Annotated in this window: 14 protein-coding genes; 10 read left to right on the forward strand and 4 right to left on the reverse strand. The window is 62.2% G+C overall.

Annotated elements, in window-relative coordinates; all coding sequences use genetic code 11:
- Position 1 precedes the first annotated feature (1 nt).
- Genes H6678_07225 through H6678_07235 form a run of 3 tightly spaced genes read right to left on the reverse strand, consistent with a single transcriptional unit; the run spans position 2 to position 4,941 of the window.
- Positions 2–1,624, reverse strand: coding sequence for a SpoVR family protein (locus H6678_07225; GenBank protein MCB9473584.1), 1,623 nt, complete (start codon positions 1,622–1,624; stop codon positions 2–4).
- Positions 1,611–2,669 carry a DUF444 family protein gene (locus tag H6678_07230; protein MCB9473585.1) on the reverse strand — a complete coding sequence of 353 codons (1,059 nt, stop codon included), beginning with the start codon at positions 2,667–2,669 and terminating at the stop codon, positions 1,611–1,613. The genes H6678_07225 and H6678_07230 overlap by 14 nt, the downstream gene beginning before the upstream one ends.
- A 52-nt stretch (positions 2,670–2,721) precedes the next feature.
- On the reverse strand, positions 2,722–4,941 hold the full coding sequence (locus H6678_07235) for a hypothetical protein (protein ID MCB9473586.1): 2,220 nt from the start codon (positions 4,939–4,941) through the stop codon (positions 2,722–2,724).
- A gap of 359 nt (positions 4,942–5,300) precedes the next feature.
- On the opposite strand from H6678_07235, the gene H6678_07240 reads away from it, so the two are divergent.
- From H6678_07240 to fahA, 4 genes are all read left to right on the forward strand, one after another.
- The gene (locus tag H6678_07240) at positions 5,301–5,822 is read left to right on the forward strand and encodes a BrxA/BrxB family bacilliredoxin (GenBank protein MCB9473587.1); all 522 of its coding nucleotides are present in this window, start codon (positions 5,301–5,303) and stop codon (positions 5,820–5,822) included.
- A gap of 150 nt (positions 5,823–5,972) precedes the next feature.
- Positions 5,973–6,929: a hypothetical protein gene (locus tag H6678_07245; GenBank protein ID MCB9473588.1), complete on the forward strand. Its 957-nt coding sequence runs from the start codon at positions 5,973–5,975 to the stop codon at positions 6,927–6,929.
- A gap of 35 nt (positions 6,930–6,964) precedes the next feature.
- Positions 6,965–7,834 (forward strand): hypothetical protein, encoded by an 870-nt coding sequence (locus H6678_07250; protein ID MCB9473589.1) that lies wholly within the window; start codon positions 6,965–6,967, stop codon positions 7,832–7,834.
- 46 nt (positions 7,835–7,880) lie between these two features.
- A complete protein-coding gene (gene fahA, locus H6678_07255) occupies positions 7,881–9,167 on the forward strand; it encodes a fumarylacetoacetase (GenBank protein MCB9473590.1) in 1,287 nt (428 codons plus the stop codon).
- 108 nt (positions 9,168–9,275) lie between these two features.
- Here the strand turns inward: fahA and H6678_07260 are convergent, their stop codons facing one another.
- Positions 9,276–9,959 (reverse strand): Crp/Fnr family transcriptional regulator, encoded by a 684-nt coding sequence (locus tag H6678_07260; GenBank protein ID MCB9473591.1) that lies wholly within the window; start codon positions 9,957–9,959, stop codon positions 9,276–9,278.
- Positions 9,960–10,332: 373 nt separating this feature from the next.
- Here H6678_07260 and ccoN point away from each other — a divergent pair, with 373 nt between their 5' ends.
- The 6 genes from ccoN (at position 10,333) to H6678_07290 (ending at position 16,224) form a co-directional block, all read left to right on the forward strand.
- A complete protein-coding gene (ccoN, locus tag H6678_07265; GenBank protein MCB9473592.1) occupies positions 10,333–12,510 on the forward strand; it encodes a cytochrome-c oxidase, cbb3-type subunit I in 2,178 nt (725 codons plus the stop codon).
- Positions 12,507–12,707, forward strand: a complete 201-nt coding sequence (locus H6678_07270) for a hypothetical protein (GenBank protein ID MCB9473593.1) — start codon at positions 12,507–12,509, stop codon at positions 12,705–12,707. The genes ccoN and H6678_07270 overlap by 4 nt, the downstream gene beginning before the upstream one ends.
- 58 nt (positions 12,708–12,765) lie before the next feature.
- Positions 12,766–13,398: a c-type cytochrome gene (locus tag H6678_07275; GenBank protein MCB9473594.1), complete on the forward strand. Its 633-nt coding sequence runs from the start codon at positions 12,766–12,768 to the stop codon at positions 13,396–13,398.
- 140 nt (positions 13,399–13,538) lie between these two features.
- Positions 13,539–14,939, forward strand: coding sequence for a cytochrome c oxidase accessory protein CcoG (gene ccoG, locus H6678_07280; protein ID MCB9473595.1), 1,401 nt, complete (start codon positions 13,539–13,541; stop codon positions 14,937–14,939).
- Positions 14,936–15,460, forward strand: coding sequence for a FixH family protein (locus H6678_07285; protein ID MCB9473596.1), 525 nt, complete (start codon positions 14,936–14,938; stop codon positions 15,458–15,460). The genes ccoG and H6678_07285 overlap by 4 nt, the downstream gene beginning before the upstream one ends.
- Positions 15,457–16,224 carry a sulfite exporter TauE/SafE family protein gene (locus tag H6678_07290; GenBank protein MCB9473597.1) on the forward strand — a complete coding sequence of 256 codons (768 nt, stop codon included), beginning with the start codon at positions 15,457–15,459 and terminating at the stop codon, positions 16,222–16,224. Before H6678_07285 ends, H6678_07290 begins: the two co-directional genes overlap by 4 nt.
- The last annotated feature ends 1 nt before the right edge of the window (position 16,225 follow it).

Consider the following 16,225-nt stretch of genomic DNA (forward strand, 5'->3'; position numbering starts at 1 on the left):
GCTATCCCACGTTGAAGGGTTTTTCGTCGCGCTGCATGCGCGCCGTGACCTGTTCGAAACTCACTTCGGAGATCGCCGTTTCCTTGTAGGTGTTGGCGCTGAACCCGTAGAGCGTGTTCGACGACACCAGCGAGACCGGGCCTTTCCAGATCATGTTCAGGTTGCGCAGGGTGGGCTTGACCCAGTCCTCACGCAGGCGACGTCCGTCGTTGCGGTGCATCAGCAGCAGCCCGCCATCCTGGAAGTCGGTGTCAATGATGTAGATCCGCGGCCGGTAGAAGTGAGTGAAGAAGTTGAGCATCTCGGTCTTGATCGGTTCGGGATTGATCCAGACATGGCTCTGACTTTCCTGTACCACATCCTTGGGGCTGATCCCCAGCCGTTGCGCCATCTGCTTGTGCAGCCGGTTCAGCTGGAATTCATGGATCAGTTCCGGCGTGAGGAAGCGCCGCAGGAATTCGTAGTCGGTTACCGTGCTCACCAGGTGTTCCATGGCGGCCAGCGGATCCTGGCTCTGGGGTTTCTTCCAGTTCTCGCGCTTCTCCATGCTGATTTCCTCGGCGTACTCGAGGGTCACCTTGCCATCGGCATAGAGCTGCTTGATGTGGCGCCACATGTGATAGCCGAGGTGGTAGGGATTGCGCTGGAACCAGGGCCGCGGGAAACAGACTCCGGAGAAGACCTTGCAGTAATCGATGATGTCACCCACCGCACGCTCCTTGAAGAGCTCGTGCATGATGGTGTTCTCCCAGGTCATGGCCCAGCCCTCGTTCATGATCTGGGTGCGGATCACGAAGTCGTGTGTCTGGTGGGTCACGTACAGGTAGTCCAGGATGTTGCGCTCCGCCTGGGTGGCGGGTGCGTAGCTGCGCAGGAAGCCCAGCACGTCCTGGCACGGCGCGCGCAGCTTGTAGCCGCGGCGACTCAGTGTTTCCTGGCGCTGGCGCTGACGGATCTCGCGCTCGAAGGCGGTCTGGCGGTCTTCCATGACCAGCAGGGCATCCATGGTGGAGGAAAAGGGCATGTAGGGGCCCTGCAGTTCCTCCTGTTCCATGGGGTCGTCATTCTTGCTCTGGATGCGGGTTTCGGAATCCACCGAGCGCTGCAGGTTGTACTGGCTGTTGGGCGCGATCAGGTCCACCACTGATTCGGCGGCGTTCCAGAAGCGCGTGTAATGCAGATCGCCCATCTGGCGCCGGCCCAGGTCCACCTTGCGTACCAGGTGCATCACGTGCTCGGTGCGGTCCAGATTGGAATCGCGCAGCACGTTCAGCTCGGAGAACTCGCAGTGACCGACCACGTGGGCCATCACCGAAGCCTGCATGCACTCGGAATTGGTGTCGTTCAGGTAGGCGTAGGACGGATTGCCGGTCTGCACCACTTCATAGTAGATGCTGCTCTCCAGTCCTTCCTCGATGCGGTAACGCCGGCTGACCATGCTCTTGCCTTCCCAGATGTTGATCGGGGAAGTGGGGTAGACATGCTTTTCCAGCAGGCTGGCGAATTCCATTCCGTCAAGGATGAAGAAGCGCATCTCGGGCAGGGTGCGGCCATGGACGTGGGCCCAGTGGATCACACGCTGTTCGAGTGCCTTCAGGCGACTGTCGCTGTCAATGTTCCGCACCGGCGCCTCCAAACAGCAGCTTGATCACGTCGATGGTCTGACTCTTCTCGCGCAGGCTGCCCAGCCTGATCACAAGATCGTTGGCGAAGACTTCGCCCACCATCTTGTTCAGGTGGCTTGCCCGGCTGGGTTTGACTTCCACGATGCCGATGCGGTTGAACATCGCACGCATCCGGCTGGCCAGGATCTCGGTGATCTCGCGGGCGTCGTCATCAAAGAGCTCGCCATCGCCGAAATAGAAGCCGTAGAAGTTGGTGCTCTCGGGGTCGTACTCGTTGAAGGCCACCTGCGAGACCAGGTCGAAGACGATCGAGGCGCGTGTGCCGCCCGCATTGCTGACCCGGTAGAATTGCTCGGGCTGCACTTCGTAGGCCTCGGCGTCGTGCACGAAGAAGCGGTGTTCCACGTTGCGCTCGCCGTAGTTGTAGTCCAGCCAGTGGTGAATGAAGCCCACCAGGCGCTTCTCGAGCTCCAGCCGTTCGCCCCAGGTGCTGTAGGAGATGTCGCCCATGTAGAACACGACGGCCTTGAAGCGGGGTTTCTCGACGCGCTCGGGCAGTTTGTAGCGCTTGTCGCGGCGGCGGATCTGCACCTCGTGCCTGTCGTTGGCCGGGTCGTACAGGCCCATGCCCACGCTGCTGCGCAGGGCGCGCCGGAAGGTGCGCTTCTTGTCCAGGATCACGCCCGTGGTGCCGAAGGTCTTGAACTCGTACGACACTTCCTTGATGCGGCCCTGGCCCTGCTTGCTCAGGTCGGGCAGGCCCAGCTTGCGGGCCATCAGTTCCATCAGCTGGTTGAAGGGCAGTCCGAAACTGATCTTCTCGCCCTCGCCGCCCGGGCCGCTGCCCTTGCCGGCTCCGCCGCCGCCCGGTTCTCCGTAGGAGAAGGAAGGCGGCTGGATGTCGTCCATTTCAACGATCACCTCGCTGCCGCGAGTGTCCAGTCCGCCGTTGTTGAGGATGGTCTCCACCATGTCCTCGAGGCGATCCTGGATGAAATCGTTGAAGGCGCCTTCCGATTCGTTGCTGTTGATGCGATCGCTCATGCGCTGACCTTTCCAACCGTGACGCCAGGGTTCCTGTCCGTGTGACGGCCTCTCAGATCACGATGCTCGAGGCATTGGCGGTGATGGTCAGGGCCTGGAACGCGCACTTGCCGCAATAGCCCTTGGTGTCCATCAGGTAGCGCACGGTGGCGTTGAGCTGCTCCTGTTCCTTGGAGTTGACATTGGCCTGGCTGGTTCCGCTCTTGATCCAGCCCAGCAGCTTCATGTTCTCGCCACTCTTGAACTCGTTCTCGAAGACGTAACGCTTGATCGCGCTCTGGTAGCTGGGCTCGTCGGCCAGCAGCACCTTGTAGCTCACGCTGGCGATGGCGTCGGACAGCTCCTTGCGGAAGACATCCTTCTCGGGCACACCCAGATACTGTTCGATGGTCTGCATGAACTTCTCGTCGGGCTGGGCGTCGGCCTGGGTGACGTCGTGTTTCACCGTGGTGTTGTGGGCGTAGGCGCGCACGTGGTCGGTGTACTTCTTCCAGGTGGTCTCGATCACGCTGTCGTCGCGCAGGATGGCGCTGTATACGTCGCTGGCGATCTGCCCGAAGATCCAGCTCTTGGCCTGGGGCAGAATCCGCTCGACATAATGGCTGAGCGTGGTCTTCTGGGTGGCGAAGCTCTCCTTGAGCATGTTCTCGGCCTGCACGTACAGATCCAGCGGACTCACGCAGGGATTCTCGAGGGCGATCGAGGCCATCATCGCCTGCTCGCCGCTTTCCTCGCGCAGCTTCTGGATGTTGGCCGCGTACTCGTTGATCTGGAAGTGCTCGGTCTTCTCGAACACGTTCTGGATGAAGCGCGGATCCAGACCGAAGGTGCCCTCGCTGGGCTTGATGAACTGGAACTCGTCCAGGATCATCCGGGCCATGTTGTTGTCCACGCCGCTGTCGGCGCGTCCGGCGTAGATCAGCGCCTTCTGCAGAAGGCTGAGATTGGGGTTCTGCTTGCTGGCGTACAGGCGCGACATGGCCGAGATCAGGCTCAGCAGTTCCAGGCTGTGCGGGGCCACGTGTCCCGAGTGGCTGCGTTCGCGCGACCAGCCGCGCACCTCGTTGGAATAGGTGTGGCTGTAGATGTGCTCCTCGTCCTTGAAGTTGACCGAGAGCGGCATCTCGATGAAGGTCGTGCGGCTGCGCAGGGCCTCGAAGGAGCGGTTCTCCATGAACATGTTGTACTCATGGAAGTTGGTGTGGCCGATGATCACGCCGTTGAAGGGGATCGGGGCCTGTCCTTCGGGCTTGAAGAAGCGGTCCTGGGTGGCGAAGAGCAGCTCGTAGAGGAACTTGTCGCTCAGCTTGAGAATCTCGTGGATCTCGACGAAGCCATTGGCCCCGGCGCACAGTTCGCCCTTGTAGTCATGCACGAGCGGGTGTGACTCGCTGCCGAAGCGCGGCAGCAGGCTGTAATCGATGTTGCCCACCAGCGAGCCCGCTTCCTGGCTCTTCTCGTCACGCGGGGTGTAGGAGCCGATGCCGGTCTTGGTGCTGGCGTCAAAGACCATGCGCTTGACCTTGAGGTGACTGTAGAGCTGGGCTGGCGTGAGACGCTTGGCGCGCGTGAACTCGCGCAGCACGAACTCGGCGTAGGGCGAGATGCGCCCGTCGATGTGCACGGTATAGCGCCCGTCGTAGTGGGGATGGTCGGCCAGGAATTTCTTCAGGCCTTCCTCCGAGAGGCGACGGGTCAGCTCGGCGGCAAAGGCTTCGCGGTGTTCCATGGGCACCACCTGGAGCGGGCGCTCGAAAATGGGAGCCGGAATGTAGTACACCCCATTCTCCTCGAGCACGGCGCGGTCGCGCAGGCGTTCGTCCACCGTGGGCAGCAGCAGGCTGTAGGTCTTGCCCGCATCGGACGCGCTGTAGCGGTTGAGCGCGGTCTTGATGCCGTCCATCGAACGCGACTTGGCGCTGCCCGGAGGGCCCAGCAGAATCCAGAGGCGCTTGGCGGCCTCGGCCCCGCGGCTGGCGTTGTCGAACTTCTCAACCAAGTTCTCCTTGGCCTTCTGCTGGCCGAAGACCACGTAGTTGCCCACGCGCTCCTTCATTTCAAAGAAGCCGTAACGGTGCTTCACCGGCTTGCCGGGCTGGATCGAGTGTTCCACACCTCCGGTGAGAATCATGTCGTGCAGAATCTGCGAGGTGTTGCGTGTGATCCAGGGTTCGCGGATCACCAGGGCCAGGTACTGTTCGAAGGTCAGAACCTCTTCAAGGTCCGTGTTCTGATCCTGCAACTGGGTAAGGCTGTTGAGCAAATCGAACATGGTGGCCCTCATGAGCTGGTGGGTTGTCAATGACTGGTCCGGTTGAATTCAATCGCGCTCGGCGCGCGCGGTTCCCGGTGGACCCGGAAGTGGGGAGGCGGGTGACGCATCCGGATCCTCCCTTCCTGTTGGGTCTGGCCGGTCTTATCGTCGTCGAGGTGGCCGGAATCCAGATTCGGATTGGCCCGCCCGGGAATATACATGCGGCGGCAACTGAATGACATGCAAGGAGTTAACTGCCAGGAATCCATTCCAGGGCCGAGGAATGTGTCGGACCGGCTTGCCAGCGGTCTTCGTTAAGACTAACTTCCACGCCCCAAGTGACGAAGGTGTCGCAAGACTGGAAGGAGCCAGCCATGATGATGAGTGAATATCCCAGCTACGATCCCGTGGCCGTGGAGCCCATGCGCCAGGAATTGCGCGAGGTTGGATTCAAGGACCTGCTGAGCGCCCAGGACGTGGATGAGCAGTTCGACCAGACCCAGGGAACCCTGCTGGTCGTGCTCAACAGCGTCTGCGGTTGCGCCGCCGGCAATGCCCGCCCCGGAGTCGCGCTGGCCCTGCAGAACGAGCGCGTGCCCGATCGCCTGCATGCCATTTTCGCGGGCATGGAGAAGGCCGCGGTCAATCGCTTCCGCGAGCGCATGGAACCCATGCCCCCCAGTTCTCCCTGCATGGTCTTGCTGAAGAACGGTGAACCCGTGTCGATCCTGCATCGCATGGACATTGAAAACCGCAGTGCCGAGCAGGTGGCCGGTTTGCTGGTGCAGGCCTTCAACGAGCACTGCACGGCCGTGGGACCCACGATTCCCGCCGATGCCTTCGAGCAGCTTTCCTATATCCGCCGCTGCGGAAGCAAGGTGCCCCGTTTCGACAGTTGAGTCCTTCCCGGGTCCGGACCTTCCGGACCCGGTCTCTCTCCTCGCGGGACGCTGCCCGCCTGCAGGCATTTCATTACCATGATGCCTGTCCATGACACACCCGCGGTCTCGTCACGTGCCCGGGCAACCCCCAAATCCAAGGATTCCGGAATGCCCCTGCATGCCGCTCTGGCCTCGCTGTTGACGGGTCTTTTTGACTGGGCGGGTCTCTTTCCGCCCGCTGCACTCCCGCTTGACCAGGCGGTCAACCAGTACGCGGCCCAGTTGCAACATCCACTTCGGGCACTTCAGGCGCGTTTCATCGTGCCCATGGCGCGACTGGATGAATTCGTGCCTCTGGCCCTTGCGGCCAAGAAGGCCGACAGCCGCTGGGCACTGTCACTGTTGGGCGAGCGAGCCGATTCGGCGGACTCGTTGCGCGACTCCCTGCACGGCCAGGTGTCCCGCATCCGCAACCTGCTGTTCACCCACGGGGCCCACTTTGATGTACAGTCGCTGGAATTGAAGCTGCCCCAGCTGGAAAGCCCCGCTGAACTGGCCCTGCTGCTGAAGGAAACCGGCGAATTGCTGGGGCCGCTGTCCCGACCCTGGTTCGAACTGCCCGAGCAGGACTGGCAATCGGGGACCGACTGGGTCTGCAGTGCCCTGGCGCACTACAACGATTCCTTCGCGGGTGTGCCGCCAGCGGGCCTCAAGGTGCGCTGTGGAGGAGTGACAGCCGAAGCTTTCCCGCCGGTGGAATACCTGGGACAGTTGATCCTGGGCTGTGCCTCCAGGGGAGTGCCCATGAAATTCACCGCCGGTCTGCATCACCCTGTACGACATTTTGACGAGGGCGTCCAGACCCGCATGCACGGATTCTTCAACGTGATCGTGGCCGCGGTGCTGGCGCGGGAACTCAATCTGGGCAAGACCGAAATCGAGCAGATCCTCTTCTGCGAGGATCCGGCCGAGTTTCACATCAGCCCCAACAGCCTCGGTTTCCGGGGCTGGCGCCTGGATCCGCAGACTCTGGCCGCGGCGCGTCGCACCTTCGCCACCTCCATCGGCAGTTGCAGTTTCCAAGAGCCCGTGGAGGATCTGCGGGGAATGGGCCTGCTGGAGTGACACACATTCCAGCGGCAATTCAGGAGAGGCCAGAGATGAGCTTCGCCGAATTCATCGACACGGCCTGGGCCGAGCACGGCGATCAGCCGCACGCTGTGGCGGAGCGCATCGAAGGCGCTCTCGCGTTGCCGGCAAGTGTCCTTGAAGTGCGCCAGTTGGCGGGTCTGATCACCCATGTCCACGGTGAACACCTGGCCCGCTGGCAGGCGGGAATCGAACTGTTGAAAACCCTGCGCACACAGTGCCTGGCGGCATCCGACCCCCTGGCGGACGCCGCCCTGTCCCGCAGCATCGCCGTGTTGCAACACGCGGATCACGGTCAGGTGGACCTGAGCGTCTTTTCCGCCGAAGACCGGATCTCGATTCTGGCGATGGCCGCGTCCGCGCTTCAGGGCAACGGCCAGCTCACGCGCTCGATCCAGACCTACCGGGAAGCCCTCCAGCGTGCCCAGGCCGGTCTGCCCGATGGCTCACCCGCACTGCGGGCGCTGGCGGTGTCCGGCAACAATCTGGCCGCCAGTCTGGAAGAGAAGAGCGAACGCGATGCATGGGAAACCGCCGGCATGGTGGAAGCCGCGGAAGCGGCGCTGATCTACTGGCGACGCGCCGGAGGCTGGCTGGAGGAAGAGCGCGCCGAATACCGGCTGGCTCGCAGCCTGCTGTGTGCCGCACTTCCCGATCGTGCCGTGGATCACGCGCGCAATTGCGTGGCGATCTGCATCGCCAATTCGGCCCCTCCCGTCGAGAACTTCTTCGCCTGCGCCGCAATGGCCATGGCTCTGCGCGCCGGAGGTGACACCGAAGGATTCGGACGTGCGCGGACCGAAGCGCTGGAATGGTTCTCGCGCACGGGTGAGAACGAGAAGAGCTGGTGCAAGGATGACCTGGCCCAGCTGAACGACTGACACAGTACCGCGGCCGCGGCCGCCTGCAATCACCGGAGAGAACCGAATGTCCGCCACGACCGACCCCGCACTCAAGAGCTTCATCGCCGTGCCCGACGGCCATCATTTTCCAATCCAGAACCTGCCCTTCGGTGTGTTCAGGCCGCGGTCAGGTGGCAATGCCCGTGTGGGAACGGCCATCGGAGACCATGTGCTGGATCTGGCTGAACTGCAGCTCGCGGGCTGTTTCAACGGACCCTGTCTGGCCGGAACGGATGTCTTTTGCAGTGATGCACTGAATGCCTTCATGGCCCTGGGGCGCCCTGCCTGGCGTGAAGCCCGGGAACGCATCAGCCAGTTGCTGCGCCAGGATGTGGCCGAGCTGCGTGACAATGGCTCCCTGCGGGCCCGTGTGTTCCATCCGGCGGCCGAGGTGGAGATGCTGTTGCCGGCCCGCATCGGCGACTACACCGATTTCTACAGCAGCCGCGAGCACGCGACCAACGTGGGCATCATGTTCCGCGGCAAGGAGAACGCGCTCATGCCCAACTGGCTGCATCTGCCGGTGGCCTACCATGGCCGTGCCAGCAGCGTTGTGGTCAGTGGAACCGCATTCCACCGCCCCTGGGGACAGATCATGCCCGCCGATTCCGAGACACCCGTGCATGCCCCCAGTCGCGGCATGGACATCGAGCTGGAAGTGGGGTTTCTGGTGGGCCCCGGTACCCGGCGCGGTGAGACGGTGCCGGTCCAGTCGGCGCGCGAGCACATTTTCGGTCTGGTGCTGGTGAACGACTGGAGCGCGCGCGACATCCAGCGCTGGGAGTACGTGCCGCTGGGGCCGTTCCTGGGCAAGAACTTCGCCACCTCCATCTCGCCCTGGGTGGTGACTCTGGATGCACTGGAGCCCTTCGTGAGCGAAGGCCCCGTGCAGGATCCCCAACCCCTGGAGTACCTGCGGACAGAGGGCAACCCCAGCTGGAACATCGAGCTGGATGTGCTGCTCAAGGGCGCGAAGATGGACCACTACCAACGCATCTGCCGCAGCAACTTCAGCCACCTCTACTGGAACGTGAACCAGCAGCTGGCCCATCACACGGTCAACGGCTGTGATCTGCGCACAGGGGACCTGATGGCCTCCGGCACGATTTCAGGCCCGGAGAAAAGCAGCTATGGCAGCTTGCTGGAACTGGCCTGGAAAGGCACCGAGCCCCTGAGCCTGCACAACGGTGAGACACGCACCTATCTTCAGGACGGCGACAGCATCCTGATCACGGGCGTGTGCCGCGCCGGCAATGCCGTCCCGATCGGGTTCGGCGAAGTGGAAGGCACGCTGCTTCCCGCACACGATTGATGGGCTCGCCTGCACGCTGGGGGATGGGTGAGTCAGTCGTGGGTATCTGGAGTGTCACGAACGCGCAGCTTGCTGCGCGTTTTTCATGGGTTGGAGGAAGGGAGGAACTCAGATCTCTTCGGCTTCGGCTTCCAGCATGTCCAGTTGTGGCACGCGAACCTGACGCCCTTCGAAGTGGGCCACGCCTTCTTCTTCGAACGAATGCAGGGTGCGGGCGATGGTCTCGGGACGAATGCCCAGAATGGCCGCCATGTCCTGGCGACTGAGCGGCAGTTCCCAGACCAGATCCTTGCGTTTCAGTTCGATGTCGGCGTGCGCCACCAGATTCAGCAGCAGGTGGGCCAGGCGGGCCCTCGCGGGAAGTGTGCTGCGGTAGAGCATGTCTTCTTCGCTGCGCTTCAGCTCATTGGCCAGCTGGCGCGTGAAGTCGCGCATGACATCCTTGTTGCGGTCCAGCAGGTACTCGAGCACACTCTTCTCGATGAAGCAGACGCGGCACTTGGCCAGGCTTTCGGCACTGCTGGTGAAATTGCCGCCGGAGAAGAAGGTGCGGTAGCCCACCGTCTCACCTGGGTGCACCAACCGCACGATGACGCTGCGCCCTTGCTCGTCCGTCTTGCGAAGGGCCACCAGGCCGCTTTCGATGCAGTAGACCCCGTAGCAGGGATCGTCCTGGAAGAAAATGATCTGGCCAGCTTTGTAGTGGCGGGTTTTCTTGTGCTCGCTCAGGAACTGAAGATCCGCTTCGCTGAGCAGATTCCATGCGGAATACACCCGAGACGCACAGCTCATGCAGCCGTTCGGGGTATCGCAACTGGGGAATGAAGACCTGGAAGACAGGGCCATCCGGTACTCCTGGGTGGGCGCTGGGCAAAGGAGCCTGCTTTGGCTCTTGCATGACAATCAGGTGGACAACTTATCAAGTCCAGGGTGAAAATAGTAGCTGTAGCTGAACCACTTGACTTTGGTCAACCCGAGGATCGCATTTCAAGGAAACATTGTGACGCTCGCGGAGGCTTCTCCAATCATGACCATCCTATCATCGTGTTGACCGCTCTGGAGATTGTTCGATTTCAGAGTTGATCTACTCTATGATTATTTGGCTATTCGGTGTGCCTTGGCGATCGGTAGTCATCAGGCACCGGTTAGAAGGAAGTGGTGAAACATGGAACAACGAGTCGAACGGTTCTCCTACGACGACGCGGTCGTCCGCCAGTTCACGGGGGCCACGGTCATCTGGGGCATAGTGGGCATGCTGGTGGGCGTGATCATCGCCCTGCAGCTCTTCATGCCCGATCTGAGTTTCGGTCTGCCCTGGCTGACCTTCGGGCGTCTGCGGCCGCTGCATACCAATGCGGTGATCTTCGCATTCGCGGGCAACGCGATCTTCGCTGGCATGTACTATTCGAGCCAGCGCCTGCTGAAAGCCCGGATGTTCAGCGACCTGCTCAGCCGCATCCATTTCTGGGGCTGGCAGATCATCATCGTCAGTGCGGCCATCACGCTGCCGCTGGGCATTACCCAGTCCAAGGAATACGCGGAACTGGAATGGCCCATCGACATTCTGGTGGCGCTGATCTGGGTGGTGTTCGCGATCAACTTCTTCGGCACCATCGCCAAGCGGCGTGAACGGCACCTGTATGTGGCCATCTGGTTCTACATCGCCACCATCGTCGCGATTGCCGTGCTCTACATCTTCAACAACCTGGCCCTGCCGGCCATGGCCTTCAAGAGCTACAGCATCTACGCCGGTGTTCAGGACGCCTTCATGCAGTGGTGGTACGGGCACAATGCCGTGGCCTTCTTCCTCACCACACCCTTCCTGGGCCTGATGTATTACTTCCTGCCCAAGGCGGCCGAGCGCCCCGTTTACAGCTACAAGCTCTCGATCCTGCATTTCTGGTCGCTGGTCTTCATCTATATCTGGGCCGGCCCGCACCACCTGCACTATACCGCACTTCCCGAGTGGGCCTCGACCCTGGGCATGCTTTTCTCCCTCATGCTCTGGATGCCCTCCTGGGGTGGCATGATCAACGGCCTGCTGACCCTGCGGGGACGCTGGGACCGCGTGGCCGCGGATCCCGTGCTCAAGTTTTACGTCGTGGCCGTGACCTTCTATGGCATGTCCACCTTCGAAGGACCGATGCTGTCCATCAAGAGCGTGAACAGTCTGTCCCACTACACCGACTGGACCATCGCCCACGTGCACTCCGGTGCCCTGGGCTGGAACGGCTTCATGGCCTTCGGTATGGTCTACTGGCTGCTGCCCCGTCTGTACCAGACCGGCAAGGTCTGGAGCCACAAGCTGATGGAACTGCACTTCTGGCTGGGTACCGTGGGCATTCTGCTGTACATCGTCTCGATCTACAGCGCCGGCGTCACCCAGGGCCTGATGTGGCGCGCCTTCGACGCCACCGGACGCCTGGCCTATCCGGACTTCGTCGAGACCGTGATGCGACTCATGCCCATGTACATGGTGCGTGCGGTGGGCGGCCTGCTGTACATCACGGGCGCGATCCTCTGCGCCGTGAACATGGTCATGACCATGAAGATGGCCCCCGCGGGCCAGCTGCAGGATCCCGTGGCCGAAGCCCCCGCCCTGACCGGTGATGGCAGCGAGCATGATCCCCGCCGCGAGAACGAGAGTGCCTGGGGCTGGTTCACCGGCATGGGCTGGCACCGCGTCTGGGAGCGCAAGGGTCTGGTCTTCACGATCTTCGTGGCAATCTCCGTGATCAGCGCGTCGCTCTTCGAGATTCTGCCCACGTTCCTGATCAAGTCCAACATCCCCACCATCGCCTCCGTAAAGCCCTACACGCCACTCGAGCAGTACGGACGTGACATCTACGTGTCCGAAGGCTGCTACAACTGCCACTCCCAGATGGTGCGCCCCATGCGCCACGAGACGGAGCGTTATGGCGAGTACAGCAAGCCCGGCGAGTTCATCTACGATCGTCCCTTCCAGTGGGGCTCCCGCCGCATCGGTCCCGACCTGCATCGCGTGGGCGGCAAGTATCCCGACATGTGGCACGTGAGCCACATGGAGGATCCGCGCTCGACCACTCCGCAGTCGATCATGCCGCGTTATCCCTGGCTGGCCAAGAATGACATCGACTTCGCAAGCATCCAGCCCCGCATCGATGCCCTGTTGATGCTTGGCGTGCCCTATGGTGATGTGGTGGACAGTGCCGAGCAGAACGCACGCACCCAGGCCGAGAGCATTGCCCGCGGCATCGTGGACCAGGGTGGACCGGATCTGCAGGGCAAGGACATCGTGGCGCTCATCGCCTATCTGCAGCGTCTGGGTACCGACATCAAGAAGATGGATGCATCGGCCAGATGAGGCTGAGTGACATCATGTCGTACGCCGACCTGGCGAACTATGCGGAAATCGCCCTGGTGATCTTCCTGGGCATCTACGCCCTGGTGGCCATCACCACGCTGGTGCGCCGCGATCGCCGGGCCATGGACGATGCGGCCGCCATGCCCCTGCACGATGGCACGACCACCGAAGCGCCATCCGCGGACCCGGAGCGCTGACGGCCTCTTCCCCTGGGGAACTGGAACCCGCGAAAGCGGGAAACAAGTGGAGAGATTCATGAGCAAGGCATTCGATAAACTGCTGGATCACGATTACGATGGCATCAAGGAGTACGACAATCCCTTGCCCGGCTGGTGGAAGTGGTTGTGGATCCTGACCATCCTGTTCTCGTTCGTCTACTTCCCCTTCTACCACATCTACGGAGCGCCCGGCGTGCTGGCGCGCTACGACCAGGATGTGGCCGAGTACGAGGCCCAGCAGCCGCCCGAAATCATGACCGCATCGGGCGAAGCCCTGCTGGCCATGGTGGGCGACCCCACCCGGATCGGCAGCGGCCAGGCAATCTTCGAGAAGAACTGCGTGGCCTGCCACACGGCCGATGGCGGGGGTCTGATCGGCCCCAACCTGTGCGACAACTACTGGAAGAACTCCAATGGCTCCATCGACGGCATCATGCATACCGTTCGCAAGGGCGTGCTCGAAAAGGGCATGCTGGCCTGGGAGAACATCCTCAAGCCCGAAGAACTGGAGAATGTGGTGGCGTTCGTGTACACATTGCGCGACACTACCCCCGCGAATCCCAAGGCGCCGGAAGGCGAGCTCTACGATCCCGTGAGCCACACCGCTCCCGCCGACAGTCTGGTCGAAGATGCGTCCATCGCGGACCCGGCCGCAGAACAGAACCCCTGACCGTTCCTTTTCCTGGAACTTTCGTACTGGCTCCAAGGAACGGCGGCATACGAGATGGCACCCCATCCGGTCAAACCCGGATGGGGTGCCCATGCCGGACCGTCCACCCTTGAAGGGGCGGTCCCCGAAAGGACCCCGTGATGAGTTCCCCCTCCGAGGGCAGCGCCGGCCCACCTCCCAAGGTATTGTCCACCATGAACCAGGACGGCAGCCGCAAGCTGATGCGTCCCCGTCTGTATGCCGGCCGCTTCTTCCAGCGCCGGCGCGTGCTGGCCTGGTTCCTGATTCTGGCCTTCAGCCTGATTCCCTACATCACGCTCGGTGGAAAGCCGGCGATCTTTCTGGACCTGGCACATCGGCAGTTCACCTTCTTCGGCAAGACACTGCTGGCCACGGACACCGTGATCCTGATGCTGTTCATGCTTTCCATTCTGGTCAGCATCTTCCTGCTCACGGCACTCATCGGGCGAGTATGGTGTGGCTGGGCCTGTCCCCAGACCGTGTACATGGAATTTCTCTTCCGTCCCATCGAGCGTCTCTTCGAAGGGCCGCCCGAGCAGCAGCGCAAGCTGGACCAGCAGGGCGGTGGCATCCGCCGGCTCGCCAAGAACGGCGTGTTCCTGTTGATCGCGGTGTTTCTGGCCCACACCTTCCTTGCGTATTGGGTCAGTGTCGATGTGCTGCTGCACTGGATGCGACAGTCACCACTCGACCATCCGGGCGGTTTTCTGGTGATGGCCGCGGTGTCCACACTGGTTTTCATCGACTTCGCCTGGTTCCGCGAGCAGACCTGTCTGGTCGCGTGTCCCTACGGGCGCTTCCAGTCGGTGCTGCTCGATCGCAGTTCCCTGATCGTGGGCTACGACACCACGCGCGGCGAAAGCCGCGGCACCACGCGTGACCGTCGAGAGCAGAAGGACACCAGTTTCGGCGATTGCATTGACTGCGGTGCCTGCGTCAAGACCTGTCCCACAGGCATCGACATCCGCAACGGTCTGCAGATGGAATGCGTGAACTGCACCCAGTGCATCGACGCCTGTGACCAGGTGATGGACAAGCTGGGCAAGCCGCGCGGCCTGATCCGCTACAGCTCGCAGGAAGAACTGGAAACCGGCACCCGGCGCTTCCTGAGGCCGCGGCTGCTGATCTATCCCACGGTGCTGATCGTGGCCCTGACCCTGCTCACCATCAAGCTCAATTCGATCAAGACCGCCGACGTGACCGTGTTGCGCGGCCTGAGCGCGCCCTGGACCGATCTGGGCGACGACCGCATCAGCAACAGCCTGCGGGTCAAGGTGGGCAATCGGGATCTCGAACCCCGCAAGTTCTGGATTTCGGTCACCGAGCCTGCGGAGGCCCAGCTGATCGCGCCGGAAAATCCGATCGTGGTCCCCGGCAATGGCAGTCACACCGCGACCCTCTTCGTGATCCTGAATGAAGAGGCCTTCGAGCATGGCGATGTCCCCACGCACATCGAAGTCACCGATTCACTGGGGTTCAGCCAGAGCGTGCTGTACAAATTGTTGGGGCCACGCGAATGACACAGAACACGACCCCGGGCAAAGGCTCCGGCCGCTGGTGGATTCTGGCGGTGCCGCTGCTGTTGCTGCCGGTGGTGGTGCTGTACGGCATCTTCTTCTACAAGGTGAATCACGACCCCTCCTTTGGTGTCGAGCCGGACTATTATGTCAAGGGCGTCCAATGGGACGAGCACCAGGCCCAGGCTCGCGAGAACCTTGAGCTGGGTTGGAGGCTCGAGCTGGCGCTCCTGCCCGCCCAGCCGGGCATCATGGCTCTCACGCTGCAACTGGCTGATTCCACCGGACTTGTCATTGACGACGCCCGGATTTCCGTGGTGGCCTTCGCCAATGCGCGCAGTGCCCAGCGCATGCAACAGGATTTCGTGGCCAGTGATTCCGGCTACCGCGCCCTGTTGCCCATGGACCAGGCGGGGATCTGGGAGTTCAGGATCACAGCCACGCGTGGCGAGTCGGTGTACACCGAAACCCTGCGACGCGAACTGGATGCGGCACTCCTGGACATACAAGGAGCCACACCATGACCCTGCTGCTGATCGCCGTGTTCAGTGCCAGCCTGCTGGGCAGTGCCCATTGTGCCGGCATGTGCGGGCCGCTGCTGCCATTCTATGCGGCGGGCGCCCCTGTGGAGAAACGCTGGCTGGGGCATCTGACCTACAGCCTGGGGCGACTCGTGTCCTACGCCACCCTGGGGGCCCTCGCCGGCGCCGCGGGCAGTGCGGTCAACATGGCCGGCGAAGCCGCCGGGATCATCCGGGTATCCGCGATCGCGGCCGGGGTACTGATGATCCTCTGGGGCCTGGGCGTGCTCTTCGCCCGTTTCGGCCTGAGATTCCTGCCGGCCAATCCTCTGGGCAAATCCACCGGGGCGGCTTTCCGCAGGTTGTTCCAGAACCTGCAGAACAAACCACCGCTGTGGCGAGCAGGCATGCTGGGGCTGGCCTCCACGCTGCTTCCCTGCGGCTGGCTCTACGCGTTCGCGATCACGGCCGCCGGCACGGGGAGTCCCTGGCAGGGGGCCCTGGTGATGCTGCTCTTCTGGAGTGGCACACTGCCCGTGATGGTGTCACTCGGAGTGGGAATCCAGGCTCTCAGCGGACGCTTCCGCAGGCATCTGCCCGTGGTGGGGGCCGTTGCGATCGTGGTGATGGGCCTGATCAGCGTGATCCATCGGGCGGGCATCAATCCCGAACGTTTCAGTCAGATCACCTCCCCGGTCGCCATCCAGGAGGATGGAAAGCCCGCCAAGGGTGATCCCTTCACGGCCCCCTGCTGCGAGAATGAGTGAC

The sequence above is a fragment of the Candidatus Delongbacteria bacterium genome (assembly GCA_020634015.1).
GTDB lineage: Bacteria > CAIWAD01 > CAIWAD01 > CAIWAD01 > CAIWAD01 > JACKCN01.